Genomic DNA, 15,094 nt, shown 5'->3' on the forward strand with positions numbered 1-15,094 from the left:
TCTGCGATGCCTCCACCTTCGTCTCCCAGGGGGGTGCGCCACATCGGGAGAGTTCCGCATCTTCGCGCGCGCGGGCGGCCGTTGACGCGCGTAAGGGGCCTCAGAGACTCCGTAAGGTACCTACGGATTCCCTAAGGCCCCTGGGACCTGCGGTTTCTCAGCCCGTCGAGGGCAGGGCGAGCAGCGCGTCGGAGTACTTCAGGATGGCCAGGAGCAGGCCGATGACGCCGAGCGAGACACCCGCCCAGGCGACCGACTTGATCCAGGCGGCCTGCGGGCGCCCGGGGACGCCGAACGCGGGCCGGGCGAGCACGACCACGCCGGTGATCAGCGCGGCCAGCGCGAACAGGCCGGCCCACAGGGCGGTGGTGTGCCAGGCGTCGCCGTAGACCTCCTTGACCTGCTTGGCGACGCTCGCCGAGGACGAGGTCTGCAGCTGGCCGACGAGGGTCTCGCGGGCGGCCGCGACCGTGCCGATCCAGCCGCCGCTGAGCGAGACCAGGCCCAGTGCGGCGGAGACGACGGCACCGGCGCCCTGGCCGACCCCGGAGGGGGTCTTCGCCCGAGGCGCCGGCTCGGGCTCCCCGCCCTCCCCGGAGTCGTCCCCGGTGCTCTCGTCGGTGCTCTCGCCGGTCAGCTGCCCGTCCGGTTCCGCGGTGTCCGTCCCGGCCACCGCCTCGGCAGCCGCGGCCGCCTCCTGCGGTGCCTGCTCGTCGTCGGTCTTGGTGGGGTCCTCAGTCTTCGTTGCCATGCCCGGCACCGTACGGACGCAGTCTGAGAGGTCTCTTAATGATCGTCGTGCGCGCCACGCGCGCGTGCGGCCCGCCACTCCGGGGCCAGCACCGCCCAGATCTCGGTGTCCGCGCGCACGCCCCGGTGCGGGTAGTTCTCCCGCAGGAGGCCCTCGCGGCTCATGCCGAGGCGCCTGGCCACGTTGAGGCTGCCCTGGTTGGCGGCGGAGGCGTACCACTCCACGCGGTGCATGCCGCGCTCGTCGAACGCCCAGTCCAGCAGCACCCGCATACCGCGCGTGACGAGGCCGCGCCCGGCCGCCGCCGGTTCCAGCCAGCAGCCGGCCTCGCAGACCCCGCCCGGGGTGTCCCAGACGCGGAACAGCAGGCCGCCGACGAGCTTTCCGTCCAGCCAGATCCCGTGCAGGCTGCCCGCGTCGGCGGCGCGCTTGTCGGCGTACGACTTCACCCAGGACCTGGCACCCGCCAGGTCGGACACCACGTCCGCCAGACCGATGTGCCGGCCGATGTACTCCCGCCCCCGGTCGATGTTCGCGAGGACCTCCTCGGCGTGCCAGACCTCCAGGGGGCGCAGTTCGGCGCCGTCCTCACCCAGGGATATCGCGTACATCGCGCTGCTGCTCCTCCCGCAGTTCCTCCATGGACACCCTGCTGAGCCTCTCATGCGCGGCACGGCACTCGGGCGGCTCGATGCTGATACGCGGCAGCCGGCGCTCCAGCCAGCCGGGCAGCCACCAGTTGGCGGCGCCGAGCAGGTGCATCAGGGCGGGCACGAGCAGGGTGCGCAGGACGAAGGCGTCGAGGGCCACGGCGGAGGCGAGCGCGATGCCGAACATGGCGATCACGCGGTCCCCGCTGAGCACGAAGGCGAGGAAGACCGAGATCATGATGACCGCGGCCGAGTTGATCACCCGGCTGGTCTCGGCGAGTCCGACGCGCACGGCCCGCCGGTTGTCACCGGTCTCCAGCCACTCCTCGTACATCCGGCTGACCAGGAAGACCTGGTAGTCCATGGACAGCCCGAACAGCACCGAGACCATGATCACGGGCAGGAACGGCTCGATGGGGCCCTCCCGGCCGAGGCCGAGCGGTTCGCTGCCCCAGCCCCACTGGAAGACGGCGACGACGATGCCGAAGGCGGCGGCCACGGCGGCGATGTTCATCGCGGCGGCCTTCAGCGGGATGCCGAGCGAGCGGAAGGCGACCAGCAGCAGCAGACAGCCGAGCCCGATCACCACGCCGATGAACAGCGGCAGTTTGCCCACGATCACATCCGCGAAGTCGTCGTAGCTCGCCGTCACTCCGCCGACGTGCACGTCGAGCGAGGTTCCCCTCTCCGCGCGCGGGAGCACCTCGGTACGCAGCCGGTCGACGAGGTCGCTGGTGCGCTGCGACTGGGGCGCGGAGCCGGGGACCACGGTGAGGTAGGCGGTGCCGCCGCCGGAGTCGTACGTCACCGGGGTGACAGAGGCGACGCCCCGGGTGGAGCGCAGGGTGGTGTCGAGGCCGTCCAGGACGAGCTTGTCGTCGCCGCCGTCCACCCGGGTCACCAGGGTCAGCGGACCGTTCACGCCGGGTCCGAAGCCCTGCGCGAGGAGGTCGTAGGCCTGCCGTGTGGTGGACGAACGGGGGTCGTTGCCCTGGTCGGAGGTGCCGAGGTGGAGGGAGAGCGTGGGCAGCGCGAGCAGGGCGATGACGGCGACGGCGAGAGAGCCGAGCAGCTTGGGCCGGCGCTCCACGAACGCGGCCCAGCGGGCGGCGAGACCGGTGGGCAGCTCGGGCCGCGGCCCGCGCCGGGCCAGCCGGCGCCGCTCACGGCGGCTGAGCGCGCACGGTCCGATGCAGGCCAGCAGGGCGGGCAGCAGCGTGACGGAGGCCGCGACGGTGAGGACGACCGTCAACGACGCGGCGACGGCCACCCCGTCGAGGAAGCCCAGGCGCAGTATCAGCATGCCCAGCAGGGCGATGCACACGGTCGCACCCGCGAACACGACCGCGCGTCCGGTGGTGGCCACGGCGTTCGCGGCGGCCTCGGTGACGCTCAGACCGCGTTTCAGACCGCGCCGGTGCCTGGTCACGATGAACAGCGCGTAGTCGATGCCGACGCCGAGCCCGATCAGCAGGCCGAGCATGGGCGCGAAGTCGGCGACGGTCATGGCGTGCCCGAGCAGCCCGATGCCGGCGTACGCCGTGCCGACGCCGACCAGCGCGGTGGCGATCGGGAGCAGCGAGGCGGCGAGCGAACCGAAGGCGAGGAACAGCACCACGGCCGCGACCGCCACGCCGACCACCTCGGCCGTGTGCCCGCGCGCGGACTCGGTGAGCCCGATGGCGCTGCCGCCCAGCTCCACCCGCAGCCCGTCCCGTTCGGCGGCCCTGGCGGTGCGCACGACCGCCTCGGCCTCGGACCTGCCGATGTGCTCGGCCTGCTGGGCGAAGGTGACGGTGGCGTAGGCCGTGTGCCCGTCGGCGCTGATCCGGTGGGCCCCCTGACGGCCGTACGGGCCGGACACGGAGGCCACTCCCGGCAGGCCGGCGATCCGGTCGAGGGTGCGCGTCATGGTCCGCCGCACGGCGTGCGCGCGGACGGTGCCGTCGGTGGTGTGCCAGACGACGGTGTCGCTGTCGCCGCTCAGGCCCGGGAAGCCCTCCTCGAGCAGCTGCGTCGCGCGTCCCGACTCGGTGCCGGGGACCTCGTAGTCGTTCGAGTACGCCGAACCGGCCGCGGCGGCAGCCGCACCGGCCCCGCCGAAGGCGAGCAGCCACAGCAGGACGGTGATCAGGCGGTGGCGGACACACCAACGTGCGAGGGCTGCCACGGACGTGCTCCCAGGGACGATTTGTGGATCTTTGGCCGGGAACCATCGTCCATAAACTGAACAGCCCGCAAAGAACGAATGAGCAACGCGGGACACTCTTGCAGGCGAAAGTGATCGTTTGCCGCGTTCGTGGGTTTATTCGCAGGAGTGGGAGGGAAGTCACAGAACAATCAGGTGAACTCTGTCGTCCCTGCGGGTACTTTGGTGCGCTTCGCGACGCCGCCGCGCTCGACGTCTCAGTCGAACTGGTCGCCGAGCGCCATGACCATCGTCCCCAGGATCAGCAGCCACAGCGCCCGGCGGGTGCGGCCCCTGGCACCGAGGACCGCGGCGAAGGCGCAGACGGCGGCGCCGAGGGCGTACGCGGCCGGTACGAGGGCCGGGGCGGAGCCGCTGAGCCGCAACACCGCGGCGGCCAGCCCGGCCAGACACAGCAGCACACCGGTGCCGGAGGCGATCCAGCGGGCCCGGCGGGCGTCCGAGACGTCGTCCGCCGGCTCCTCCACGTCGGATATGACGGGTTCGGCGTCGGTAGCGGTGTCGGAATCGGTGCGTCCACTCATGGCGGGCGAGCGTAGCGCGTCCGGCCCGGGAAACCTGATGCGGGTCGGTGCCCCCGGCTGCTACCCATGGTCGCTTGTGACCGAGACAGCGAACACACCGGACGAACTCACCGGCCGCCTCACCCATCCCCGCCGTCCCCGCAGCAGCCGTTACGACGCCCGCTGGGCCATCGAGAACCAGATGGGTCCGCACGCGCTGTGGCTGCTGGAGTGGCTCGCACCCACGCTCGGGCTGGACCAACTGCGGCCCGGCGCCCGGGTGCTCGACCTCGGCTGCGGCCGCGCGATGACCTCCGTCTTCCTGGCCAGGGAGTACGGCGTCCAGGTCACCGCCGCCGACCTGTGGGTGAAGCCCGACGAGAACGCCGTACGCATCGCCGAGGCGGGCGTGGCCGACCGCGTGCTGCCCGTGCACGCCGAGGCACACGCCCTGCCGTTCGGCGAGGGCGGCTTCGACGCGATCGTGTCCGTCGACGCCTACCAGTACTTCGGCACCGACGATCTGTACCTGCCCACGCTGACCCGGCTGCTGAAGCCGGGCGGGCGGATCGGGGTCGTCGTGCCGGCACTTCGGGAGGAGCCGACGGGCACCGAGCCGCCGGAGCACCTGAAGCCCTGGTGGGAGCCCGACTTCTGGTGCTTCCACTCCCCCGGCTGGTGGCGGCGCCACTGGACCCGCAGCGGGGCCGTCGAGGTCGAGGCGGCCGACTGGCAGCCGCACGGCTGGCGGGACTGGCTGCTGTGGTGCGAGGTGGTCGCCGAGGAGAGCACGGACGACTTCCACGTCCGGATGGCCGGCCGGTGCGCGGAGATGCTCCGCGCGGACCAGGGGCGCGCCCTCGGATTCGTACGGGTCGTCGGGCGCCGCCCGTAGGCACATGCCTGGGGGGACACACCGGAACCGGTGTGTCCCCCCAGGGAGTGAACGAACGTCAGCCCTCGCTGACGCCCAGCCTCTCCAGGATCAGTTCCTTGACGCGGGCCGCGTCGGCCTGACCCCGGGTCGCCTTCATGACCGCGCCGACCAGGGCGCCGGCCGCGGCCACCTTGCCACCGCGGATCTTGTCCGCGATGCCCGGGTTGCCGGCGATGGCCTCGTCGACGGCCGTGCCGAGGGCCGAGTCGTCGGAGACGACCTTCAGGCCGCGCTTGTCGACGACCTCGTCCGGGGTGCCCTCGCCCGCGAGGACGCCCTCGATGACCTGGCGGGCCAGCTTGTCGTTCAGGTCGCCGGAGCTGACCAGCTCGGTGACCCGGGCGACCTGCGCCGGCGTGATGGCCAGCTCGTCCAGCGACTTGCCCGACTCGTTGGCGCTGCGCGCCAGCTCGCCCATCCACCACTTGCGGGCGGAGGCCGCGTCGGCACCGGCGTCGATCGTGGCGACGATCGGGTCCAGCGCGCCGGCGTTCAGGATCGCCTGCATGTCGGTGGCCGAGATGCCCCACTCCGCCAGCAGGCGGGTGCGGCGGGCCAGCGGCATCTCCGGCAGCGCGGCGCGGATCTCCTCGACCCACTCGCGCGAGGGCGCCACCGGGACGAGGTCGGGCTCCGGGAAGTACCGGTAGTCCTCGGCCTCCTCCTTCACGCGGCCCGAGGTCGTCGACCCGGTGTCCTCGTGGAAGTGGCGGGTCTCCTGGACGATCGTGCCGCCGGAGGAGAGCACGGCCGCGTGGCGCATGACCTCGAACCGGGCCGCACGCTCCACGGAGCGCAGCGAGTTGACGTTCTTCGTCTCGGAGCGCGTGCCGAACTTCTCGCTGCCCGTGGGCATCAGCGACAGGTTGACGTCGCAGCGCATCTGGCCCATCTCCATGCGGGCCTCGGAGACGCCGAGGGCACGGATGACCTCGCGCAGCTCACGGACGTACGCCTTCGCCACCTCGGGGGCACGGTCGCCGGCACCGACGATCGGCTTGGTGACGATCTCGATGAGCGGGATACCCGCGCGGTTGTAGTCGAGGAGGGAGTGCTGCGCACCGTGGATACGGCCCGTGGCACCGCCGACGTGCGTCGACTTGCCGGTGTCCTCCTCCATGTGGGCGCGCTCGATCTCCACGCGGAAGGACTCGCCGTCCTCCAGCTGCACGTCGAGGTAGCCGTTGAAGGCGATGGGCTCGTCGTACTGGGAGGTCTGGAAGTTCTTCGGCATGTCCGGATAGAAGTAGTTCTTCCGGGCGAAGCGGCACCACTCGGCGATCTCGCAGTGGAGCGCGAGACCGATCTTGATCGCAGACTCGACGCCGGTCGCGTTGACGACCGGGAGCGCGCCGGGCAGGCCGAGGCAGGTCGGGCAGGTCTGCGAGTTGGGCTCGGCGCCCAGCTCGGTCGAACACCCGCAGAACATCTTGGTCTTGGTGCCGAGTTCGACATGGACCTCGAGGCCCATGACGGGGTCGTACGACGCCAGCGCGTCCTCGTACGACACCAGGTCGGTCGTGGTGGTCACGGTGAAAACTTCCCTCTCAGCCCAGCAGGACGTCGTCGTCGCCCAGCCGCTTCAGCTCGCGGTAGAGGATGGCGAGGCCGGTGACGATCGCGACGGCGGACACGGTGGCGTCGATCAGCCGCAGCGTGTCGTGCTCGGCGCGCGCCTTCTTGATCTGCTTGGCCACACCGAACGCGCCGAACGCGGTCCCGGCCATCGACAGGTACGTGCCGGACTTCGACTTCTTGAAGCCCTTGGCCTTGTTCAGTGCACTCACAGCGACGGAGCCTCCTCGAGCAGCGGGTGCCCCCACTTTTCCACGAAGGCGGCCTCGACGGCGGCGCCGACCTTGTAAAGACGGTCGTCCTTCAGCGCCGGGGCGATGATCTGCAGACCGACCGGGAGGTTGTCCTCCGGGGCGAGACCGCAGGGCAGCGACATGGCCGCGTTGCCCGCCAGGTTGGTCGGGATGGTGCACAGGTCCGCGAGGTACATCGCCATCGGGTCGTCGGCGCGCTCGCCGATCGCGAAGGCGGTGGTCGGGGTCGTCGGGGAGACGATCACGTCGACCTGCTCGAAGGCCTTCTCGAAGTCGCGCGTGATGAGCGTGCGGACCTTCTGCGCGGAGCCGTAGTAGGCGTCGTAGTAGCCGCTCGACAGCGCGTACGTGCCGAGCATGATGCGGCGCTTGACCTCGGGGCCGAAGCCCGCCTCACGGGTGAGGGAGGTGACCTCCTCGGCCGAGTGGCTGCCGTCGTCGCCAGTCCGCAGGCCGTAGCGCAGGCCGTCGAAGCGGGCGAGGTTGGAGGAGCACTCGGACGGGGCGATCAGGTAGTACGCCGACAGCGCGAGGTCGAAGGACGGGCAGTCCAGCTCGACGATCTCGGCGCCCAGTTCCTTGAGCAGCACGACCGACTCGTCGAAGCGCTGGATGACGCCGGCCTGGTAGCCCTCGCCGCGGAACTGCTTGACCACGCCGACCCGCATGCCCTCGACGCTGCCGTTGCGGGCGGCCTCGACCACCGGCGGGACGGGGGCGTCGATGGAGGTGGAGTCGAGCGGGTCGTGCCCGGCGATGACCTCGTGCAGCAGGGCCGCGTCCAGGACCGTACGGGCACAGGGGCCGCCCTGGTCCAGTGAGGACGAGAAGGCCACCATGCCGAAGCGGGAGACCGCGCCGTACGTCGGCTTCACGCCGACCGTGCCGGTGACGGCGGCCGGCTGGCGGATGGAGCCGCCGGTGTCGGTGCCGATGGCCAGCGGGGCCTGGAAGGAGGCGAGAGCGGCGCTGGAGCCGCCGCCGGAGCCGCCGGGGATCTTGGTGAGGTCCCAGGGGTTTCCGGTCGGGCCGTAGGCGCTGTTCTCGGTGGAGGAGCCCATGGCGAACTCGTCCATGTTGGTCTTGCCGAGGATGACGACGTCGGCGGCCTTCAGCCGCTTGGTGAGCGTCGCGTCGTACGGCGGGATCCAGCCCTCGAGGATCTTCGAGCCGACGGTCGTCGGCACGCCCTCGGTGGTGAAAATGTCCTTGAGTGCGAGCGGGACGCCGGCCAGCGGGCCGAGCTTCTCGCCGCGGGCCCGCTTCTCGTCGACGGCGCGGGCCTGCGCGAGCGCGCCCTCACGGTCGACGTGCAGGAAGGCGTGGACCTTCTCGTCCACCGCCTCGATGCGGGCCAGGTGGGCCTCGGTGACCTCGACGGCCGTCAGCTCGCCGGAGGCGATCTTCTCGGCGGTCCGGGCCGCGGTGAGCTTGATGATGCTGTCCGTCATGGTCAGTCCTCCCCCAGGATCTGCGGCACCTTGAAACGCTGCTGCTCCTGGGCCGGGGCGCCGGAGAGCGCCTGCTCGGGGGTGAGCGAGGGACGGACCTCGTCCTGCCGCATGACGTTCGTCAGCGGGAGCGGGTGCGAGGTCGGCGGTACGTCTTGGTCGGCGACCTCGCTGACGCGGGCGACCGCGCCGATGATGTCGTCGAGCTGGCCTGCGAAGTGGTCGAGTTCTTCGGGCTTCAGCTCCAGACGCGCCAGCCGGGCGAGGTGGGCGACCTCCTCGCGCGTGATGCCAGGCATGCAGCGATCCTCTGGGGTGAGTGTGTGTGGTTAGGGCCCAATCCTATGGGGCGGGCCCCGGTGCCCGTGAAACGGTTTGCCGGGGCCCCTCCGAGAGCACTCCGTCAGCGCCGCCTCGCGTCCCAGATCTCACTCTTCAGGAAGTGGTTGTCGTACAGCTCCTGCACGTCCAGGAGGCTCTCCGGGGGGACCTCGCCGAGGCCGATGCGCTGCAGGTGGCGGAAGTACTCGAAGCGCTCGACGCCCGGTGTGATGACGATGAGCAGGTCGGCGTCGGCGCCGGGCACGGCGGCGAAGGCGTGCGGCTTGCCGGGCGGGACGATGACGAGGTCGCCCGGGCCGGCGGTGACGACGTCCTCGCCGGAGAGGATGTCGGCGGCGCCGTCCAGCAGGAAGAACATCTCGGCGGAGTTGTCGTGCCAGTGCGGCTTGGCACCGTCGGCGCCCGCCGTGAGGGTGACGCGCTGGGTGGACAGCGCGCCGCCGGTCCGGCTGCTGTCGGCCAGCAGGCGCACGGTGGTGGGCGCTCGGCCGACGACCTCGGCCTCGGCCTCTCGGACGATCACGGACTCGTCGAACTTCGGAACGAACAGCGACATCTGGAAACCCCCTGGTGACGGTGGTGCCGTGGTCAGACGAGGAAGAGCAGCGCGGCGCTGATCAGTACAACGACCGCGGTGGCGAAGTGGATCCCGAAGGCGATGGCCTTCGTACCGCCGCTGCGCAGGACTATCAGCGTGTCACTGAGCGGGACAAGGGCCACGCAGACCATGAACCAGGCCTCGGCCTGCGCCCCGGCGAAGGCCAGCAGCGCCAGACCGACGAGCCCGAAGGTGCCGTCCCGCATGCCCTTGACCGTGAGGTAGGGGCCGGCGTCGCCGTCCGGCCGGGCGGGGGCGCCGTAGCCGGCCGCGGCGGAGGCGGGCTGGAACAGGAATCGGTATCCGAGGAACACGCAGAACAGGTCGAGCACGACGGCCAGGGTGTATGCGGTGACGGTCACGTGTCTTCTCCTTGCTAGCAGCGCTAGGGACAAGAGCGAAGCTACCAGAGCGTCGACAGAAGCGCTAGCGGCGCTAGAATCACGGTCATGACGATCCAGACGCGCCGGGAGCGCGAACGAGCGGAACGCGAGCGGCTGATCGTGACGGCCGCACGGGAACTGGCGGAGGCGGAGGGCTGGGACGCGGTGACCACGCGCCGGCTGGCCGCCGAGATCGAGTACAGCCAGCCGGTCCTCTACAGCCACTTCAAGGGCAAGAGCGCGATCACGGCGGCGGTCGTGGTGCAGGGCTGCGCGGACCTGGCGGCCGAGCTGACCTCGGCGCGCGCCGAGGCACAGGGCGTGCGGGAGTCACTGGCGGCGGTGGCGGAGACTTACATGTCCTTCGCGCGGCGCCGGCCGGCCCTCTACGACGCGATGTTCACCCACCTCGTGGAGCTGCCGTTCGCCACGGAGGAGGCACCGGAGCCGCTGCGGGCGGCGTTCGGCGAGCTGTTCGCCGCCGTGCAGCCGATCGCGGCCGAGGGCGACGACCCCGGCCTGCTGACGGAGACGTTCTGGGCGGGGCTGCACGGGCTGGCGACGCTGATGCGCAGTGGCCGGCTGCCTGAGCACGCGCACGAAAGGCGGTTGGCGTTGCTGATCGGCCACTTCGCGGGCGGCCGAGCACCGGCGGCCGCCGACGGCGGTCGGCGCCGCGGGAAGCGGCACCGCGCGACCGGGCTGTGACGGACAGACCGGTGGGAGAGGTTATTCGGCGGCCGGAAGCGCGGCACGCGGCCGCTGCCACCCGCGGGACCCACGCGCCCGCAGCCAGGCCGTCGTCTCGTCCGGAGGCATCGCCGCGGCGACCAGCCACCCCTGCACCGCGTCACACCCGAGATCCCGCAGCCGCTCCCAGGTCTCGTCGTCCTCCACCCCCTCGGCGACGACCAGCAGCCCCAGCGAGTGCGCCAGGTCGACCGTGCAGCGCACGATCTCCGCGTCCTCCGTGTCCACGGCCAGCCGGGCCACGAAGGACCGGTCGATCTTCAGCTCGCTCACCGGCAGCCGCCGCAGATGCACCAGCGAGGAGTACCCGGTGCCGAAGTCGTCCAGGGACATCTTCACGCCGTGCCCCGTGAGCCCGGCCAGAGTGTCGGCGGCCCGCTGCGGGTCCTCCAGCAGCACGTGCTCGGTTATCTCCAGCTGGAGAGCTCCCGCGGGCACTCCGTGCCGGGCCAGCCGGGCGGCGACGGAGCCCGCGAAGCCGGGCGTGTGGACGTCGCGCGGGGAGACGTTCACCGCCACCGGCACCCGCAGCCCCTGGGCCCGCCAGCGGGCGACCTGCGCGAGCGCGGTCTCCAGCACGTACTCCGTCAGATGGGGCATCAGCCCCGAGGACTCCGCTATCGCTATGAACTCGTCCGGCGGCACCTTCCCGCGTTCGGGATGCACCCACCGCACCAGGGCCTCGAGGCCGGCGACCTGTCCGTCGAAGCGGACCTTCGGCTGGTAGTGCAGCTGCACCTCCTGCGCGTCCAGCGCCCGGCGCAGATCGCCCAGCAGGCCCAGCCGGTCCGGGGTGTTGGAGTCGCGCTTGGACTCGTAGACCTCGACGCCCGTACGGTCCCGCTTCGCCTGGTACATTGCCACGTCCGCCCGCCGCAGCAGCCCCTCGGCGTCCAGCGCGTGGTCCGGGAATACGGCTACGCCCGCGCTGGCCTCCAGGACGAGGGTGAGCCCGTCGAGGTCGAGCGGGGAGCTGAGGGCGGCGACGAGGCCGCGGGCGACCCGCGTGGCCGACGTGGTGGAGTCGGCGACGGGCAGTAAGACGGCGAACTCGTCACCGCCGAGCCGGGCCGCCTCCGCGCCGCGCGGGAGGGCGATCCGTAGCCGGTCGGCTATCTGCAGCAGCAGCCGGTCACCGGCGAGATGACCCAGGGTGTCGTTCACCGACCGGAAACGATCGAGGTCGATCAGCATGAGGGCAGTGCGGGCGCCGATGCGCTCGGCGTCGTCGAGGGCGGTCCAGATCCGCTCCAGCAGCCACTGCCGGTTGGGCAGTCCGGTCAGCGGGTCGCGGAGCTGCTCCTCGGCCCGGGCCCGGGCCATCCACAGCGTGGAGTCGAGGGCTATCAGCGGGATGGCGAACAGCGGCAGCAGGATCGGCTGGGCGTCGGCGACCACGCACACCAGCGGGGCGATGCCGAGCAGCGCGACGGCGACCAGGCCCTGCCTGACCAGGGCGGTACGCGCGACGGTGGGCAGTCCGCCGCCGCGCGGTGCGTGCAGGTACCACAGCAGGCCACGGCTGACCAGGAGATAGGCGGCGGCGACGAGCACCACCTCGGGCACGGTGGTGATGCTCCAGCTGTCCGGGCTCCAGGGATCCTCGACCGTCGGTACGCGCCCGAACGAGCCGAGCACCAGGGCGCCGGCGCTGATCCCGAGGATGTCCACGGCGCCGTGCAGCACGCCCTGCCGCCAGCGGTTCCGCCTGGCTATGCCGACCAGGACGACGACGGTGAGGCTGACCATCCCGGCGGGCACCCAGCCGTACAGCAGCAGGACGGCGAGGGTGAGGGCCGCGCCGGAGCCCGTGCCGCCCCACCAGCGGGCGCGGCCGAGCATCACGAGGTGGCCGACGATGGTGCCGGTGAGCACGGCCAGCGACCAGCCGAGCGTGCCGCCCGGGAAGAGGGCGTGGTTGCCGCTGAAGGCATGGTAGAAGCCCGCGCCCAGGGCGAATCCGGCGGCCGCCACGAGGCCCGCGGGCAACGCGGGCCAGGACAGATGCCGTTCGGGGTCGGTGCCGGGCAGCACGGGGGCGGCCTCGATGGCGAGCGGGACCGGTGTGTGTGCCTCGGACGCGGTGCCCGGTCCGGCCGGACGCGCCCGGGTGCCCGTGCGCTCGGCGCCCCACCCGGTCCACCGGATCCCCCGCCAGGCGACCGCACGGCGGCGCAGGCGCAGCCGTGAGTCCGGGGCGGCGCTCTCGGTCGGTTCCATTCCCGTCCCTCTCACAGCCGGCGGTGCCCACGCCACGCGGCCCGATGCCCGACAACCGTCAGCGGCTCCGCGTCGAAGAAACCTTCCTCGTGCCCTTCACGGGCAGGGGGATGCCCCAGCCGCAGCTGGGCACGGCAGGTGCACACCTCAACAGTAGGCCGCGGAAGGCTTCCTCGGGCAGCGGTCGTCGACGGTTGCCCGAATGCGCCCGGGCCACCCGTATGCAACTGATATGCGCCGAACGGGTGGCCTTCAACCGCTACTCTCCGGTCGGAAGCGCGACTTCCGTCGCCGCCTCGGGGCCCTGCTCCAACAGGACGCCGAAACCGTCCTCGTTCAGAACCGGAACCTTGAGCTGCATGGCCTTGTCGTACTTCGATCCCGGGTTGTCGCCCACCACGACGAACGAGGTCTTCTTCGAAACCGAACCGGTCACCTTCGCACCACGGCTCTGCAGCGCCTCCTTGGCGCCGTCCCGGGTGAAGTTCTCCAGCGTGCCGGTCACGACGACGGTGAGACCCTCCAGCGGGCGCGGCCCCTCGTCCTCGCCGGACGTTTCGTCCTCGAGCGGGACTCCGGCCGCCTTCCACTTGCGGACGATCTCGCGGTGCCAGTCCTCGGCGAACCACTCCTTGAGGGCGGCGGCGATGATCGGACCGACGCCGTCGGTGGCGGCCAGCTCCTCCTCGGTGGCCTGTTCGATGCGGTCGACGGAACGGAACTCGCGCGCGAGGGCCTGCGCCGCCACCGGACCGACGTGCCGGATGGACAGGCCGTTCAGGAAGCGGGCGAGCGGGCGGGCCTTGGCCGCCTCGATGTTCTCCAGCAGCGCGAGGGTGTTCTTCTTCGGCTCGCCCTTCTGGTTGGCGAAGACCGTGACGACCTTCTCCTCGCCCGTCTTGGGGTCACGCTTGGGCAGGCCGCTGTCCGGATCGAGGACGTAGGCCTTGATGGGCAGCAGCTTCTCCACCGTCAGGTCGAACAGGTCGCCCTCGTCCACCAGCGGCGGGTCGGCCGGCTCCAGCGGGCGGGTCAGCGCGGCGGCGGCCACCGCGCCGAAGTTCTCGATGTCCAGGCACTCACGGCCCGCGAGGTAGGAGACGCGCTCGCGCAACTGGGCCGGGCACGTACGCGCGTTGGGGCAGCGGAGGTCGATGTCGCCCTCCTTCATGGGCCGCAGCGGAGTCCCGCACTCGGGGCACTCGCTCGGCATCACGAACTCCCGCTCGGCGCCGTCCCGCAGGTCGACCACCGGGCCGAGGATCTCCGGGATGACGTCTCCGGCCTTGCGGATCACCACGGTGTCGCCGATGAGCACACCCTTGGCCTTGACGACCTCCTGGTTGTGCAGGGTGGCGAACTCGACCTCGCTGCCCGCGACCGTGACCGGCTCGACCTGGGCGTACGGCGTGACGCGGCCGGTGCGGCCGACGCCCACCTTGATGTCGATGAGCTTGGTGTTGACCTCTTCCGGCGCGTACTTGTAGGCGATCGCCCAGCGCGGGGCCCGGGCGGTGGAGCCGAGGCGGCCCTGGAGCCGGATCTCGTCCAGCTTGATGACCGCGCCGTCGATCTCGTGCTCCACGGAGTGGCGGTTCTCGCCGTCGTAGTGGGCGATGAACTCCCGTACGCCGTCCAGGTCGTCGACCACCCGGTTGTGCGTGGAGGTGGGCAGGCCCCAGGTCTTGAGCAGGTCGTAGGCCTGGGAGAGACGGGTCATGCCCGTGAAGCCCTCCAGGGCGCCGATGCCGTGGACGACCATGTGCAGCGGGCGGGTGGCGGTGACCCGCGGGTCCTTCTGGCGCAGCGAACCGGCGGCGGCGTTGCGGGGATTGGCGAACGGCTTGTCGCCGGCGGCGACCAGCCTGGCGTTCAGCTCCTCGAACTTCTCCATCGGGAAGTAGACCTCGCCGCGGATCTCCACGAGGTCGGGGACGTCGTCGCCCCGGAGGCGGTCCGGGATCTCCGCGATCGTGCGGACGTTGGGGGTGATGTCCTCGCCGGTGCGGCCGTCGCCGCGGGTGGCGGCGCGCGTGAGACGGCCGCGCTCGTAGGTGAGGTTGACGGCGAGGCCGTCCACCTTCAGCTCGCACAGGAAGTGGTACTCCTGGTCGCCCAGCTCCCTGGCGATGCGGTCGGCCCAGGCGGCCAGTTCCTCGTCGTTGAAGGTGTTGTCCAGGGAGAGCATCCGCTGGCGGTGCTCGACCGCCGTGAACTCCGTCTCGTACGACCCCGCGACCTTCTGGGTCGGCGAGTCCGGCGTGCGCAGCTCCGGGTACTGCTCCTCCAGCGCCTCGAGCGTCTTGAGGAGCTGGTCGAATTCCGCGTCGCTGACGACGGGAGCGTCCTTCACGTAGTACCGGAAGCGGTGCTCCTCGACCTGCTCCGCGAGCAGGGCGTGCTTCTCGCGGGCGTCTGCGGGCACCGTCGTCGTCTCCGCTTGCTTGTCGCCGGCCACCGTGTGGTCCTCC

The 15,094-nt window shown here is 71.5% G+C and carries 14 protein-coding genes; 2 read left to right on the top strand and 12 right to left on the bottom strand.

Translation table 11 applies throughout. The annotated features are described in order from the left end of the window. Window positions 1-157: 157 nt before the first annotated feature. The 4 genes from AC07DS_RS32560 to AC07DS_RS32575 form a co-directional block, all read right to left on the bottom strand. Window positions 158-751, bottom strand: a complete 594-nt coding sequence (locus AC07DS_RS32560; RefSeq protein WP_479151133.1) for a hypothetical protein — start codon at window positions 749-751, stop codon at window positions 158-160. A gap of 35 nt (window positions 752-786) precedes the next feature. After that, entirely contained in the window at window positions 787-1,362 is a 576-nt protein-coding gene (locus tag AC07DS_RS32565; RefSeq protein WP_479151136.1) for a GNAT family N-acetyltransferase, read from the bottom strand. Further along, window positions 1,340-3,571 carry an MMPL family transporter gene (locus AC07DS_RS32570; RefSeq protein ID WP_479151138.1) on the bottom strand — a complete coding sequence of 744 codons (2,232 nt, stop codon included), beginning with the start codon at window positions 3,569-3,571 and terminating at the stop codon, window positions 1,340-1,342. The genes AC07DS_RS32565 and AC07DS_RS32570 overlap by 23 nt, the downstream gene beginning before the upstream one ends. Window positions 3,572-3,807: 236 nt before the next feature. Further along, window positions 3,808-4,134 carry a hypothetical protein gene (locus AC07DS_RS32575; protein WP_479151140.1) on the bottom strand — a complete coding sequence of 109 codons (327 nt, stop codon included), beginning with the start codon at window positions 4,132-4,134 and terminating at the stop codon, window positions 3,808-3,810. A gap of 76 nt (window positions 4,135-4,210) precedes the next feature. Here AC07DS_RS32575 and AC07DS_RS32580 point away from each other — a divergent pair, with 76 nt between their 5' ends. Then, a complete protein-coding gene (locus tag AC07DS_RS32580) occupies window positions 4,211-5,008 on the top strand; it encodes an SAM-dependent methyltransferase (RefSeq protein WP_479151141.1) in 798 nt (265 codons plus the stop codon). Window positions 5,009-5,066: 58 nt separating this feature from the next. Here the strand turns inward: AC07DS_RS32580 and gatB are convergent, their stop codons facing one another. The 6 genes from gatB to AC07DS_RS32610 all read right to left on the bottom strand — a co-directional run bounded on the left by gatB (window position 5,067) and on the right by AC07DS_RS32610 (window position 9,632). Further along, window positions 5,067-6,581, bottom strand: a complete 1,515-nt coding sequence (gene gatB, locus AC07DS_RS32585; RefSeq protein ID WP_479151143.1) for an Asp-tRNA(Asn)/Glu-tRNA(Gln) amidotransferase subunit GatB — start codon at window positions 6,579-6,581, stop codon at window positions 5,067-5,069. A 16-nt stretch (window positions 6,582-6,597) separates the two neighbouring features. Next, window positions 6,598-6,837 (bottom strand): hypothetical protein, encoded by a 240-nt coding sequence (locus tag AC07DS_RS32590; protein ID WP_020942391.1) that lies wholly within the window; start codon window positions 6,835-6,837, stop codon window positions 6,598-6,600. Beyond that, window positions 6,834-8,330, bottom strand: coding sequence for an Asp-tRNA(Asn)/Glu-tRNA(Gln) amidotransferase subunit GatA (gatA, locus tag AC07DS_RS32595; RefSeq protein ID WP_479151145.1), 1,497 nt, complete (start codon window positions 8,328-8,330; stop codon window positions 6,834-6,836). The genes AC07DS_RS32590 and gatA overlap by 4 nt, the downstream gene beginning before the upstream one ends. Window positions 8,331-8,332: 2 nt before the next feature. Next, window positions 8,333-8,629, bottom strand: a complete 297-nt coding sequence (gatC, locus tag AC07DS_RS32600; protein WP_351335407.1) for an Asp-tRNA(Asn)/Glu-tRNA(Gln) amidotransferase subunit GatC — start codon at window positions 8,627-8,629, stop codon at window positions 8,333-8,335. A gap of 104 nt (window positions 8,630-8,733) precedes the next feature. After that, window positions 8,734-9,228: a cupin domain-containing protein gene (locus AC07DS_RS32605; RefSeq protein ID WP_479151147.1), complete on the bottom strand. Its 495-nt coding sequence runs from the start codon at window positions 9,226-9,228 to the stop codon at window positions 8,734-8,736. A 32-nt stretch (window positions 9,229-9,260) separates the two neighbouring features. Then, window positions 9,261-9,632: a DUF4267 domain-containing protein gene (locus AC07DS_RS32610; protein WP_479151149.1), complete on the bottom strand. Its 372-nt coding sequence runs from the start codon at window positions 9,630-9,632 to the stop codon at window positions 9,261-9,263. A gap of 87 nt (window positions 9,633-9,719) precedes the next feature. Here AC07DS_RS32610 and AC07DS_RS32615 point away from each other — a divergent pair, with 87 nt between their 5' ends. After that, window positions 9,720-10,361 (top strand): TetR/AcrR family transcriptional regulator, encoded by a 642-nt coding sequence (locus AC07DS_RS32615; RefSeq protein ID WP_479151151.1) that lies wholly within the window; start codon window positions 9,720-9,722, stop codon window positions 10,359-10,361. Between the two features lie 21 nt (window positions 10,362-10,382). Here AC07DS_RS32615 and AC07DS_RS32620 read toward each other — a convergent pair whose 3' ends face one another. Then, window positions 10,383-12,623: a putative bifunctional diguanylate cyclase/phosphodiesterase gene (locus AC07DS_RS32620; protein ID WP_479151153.1), complete on the bottom strand. Its 2,241-nt coding sequence runs from the start codon at window positions 12,621-12,623 to the stop codon at window positions 10,383-10,385. A gap of 259 nt (window positions 12,624-12,882) precedes the next feature. Beyond that, window positions 12,883-15,081 carry an NAD-dependent DNA ligase LigA gene (ligA, locus tag AC07DS_RS32625; RefSeq protein ID WP_479151156.1) on the bottom strand — a complete coding sequence of 733 codons (2,199 nt, stop codon included), beginning with the start codon at window positions 15,079-15,081 and terminating at the stop codon, window positions 12,883-12,885. Between the last annotated feature and the right edge of the window lie 13 nt (window positions 15,082-15,094).

The sequence above is a fragment of the Streptomyces sp. NPDC044064 genome (assembly GCF_056434245.1).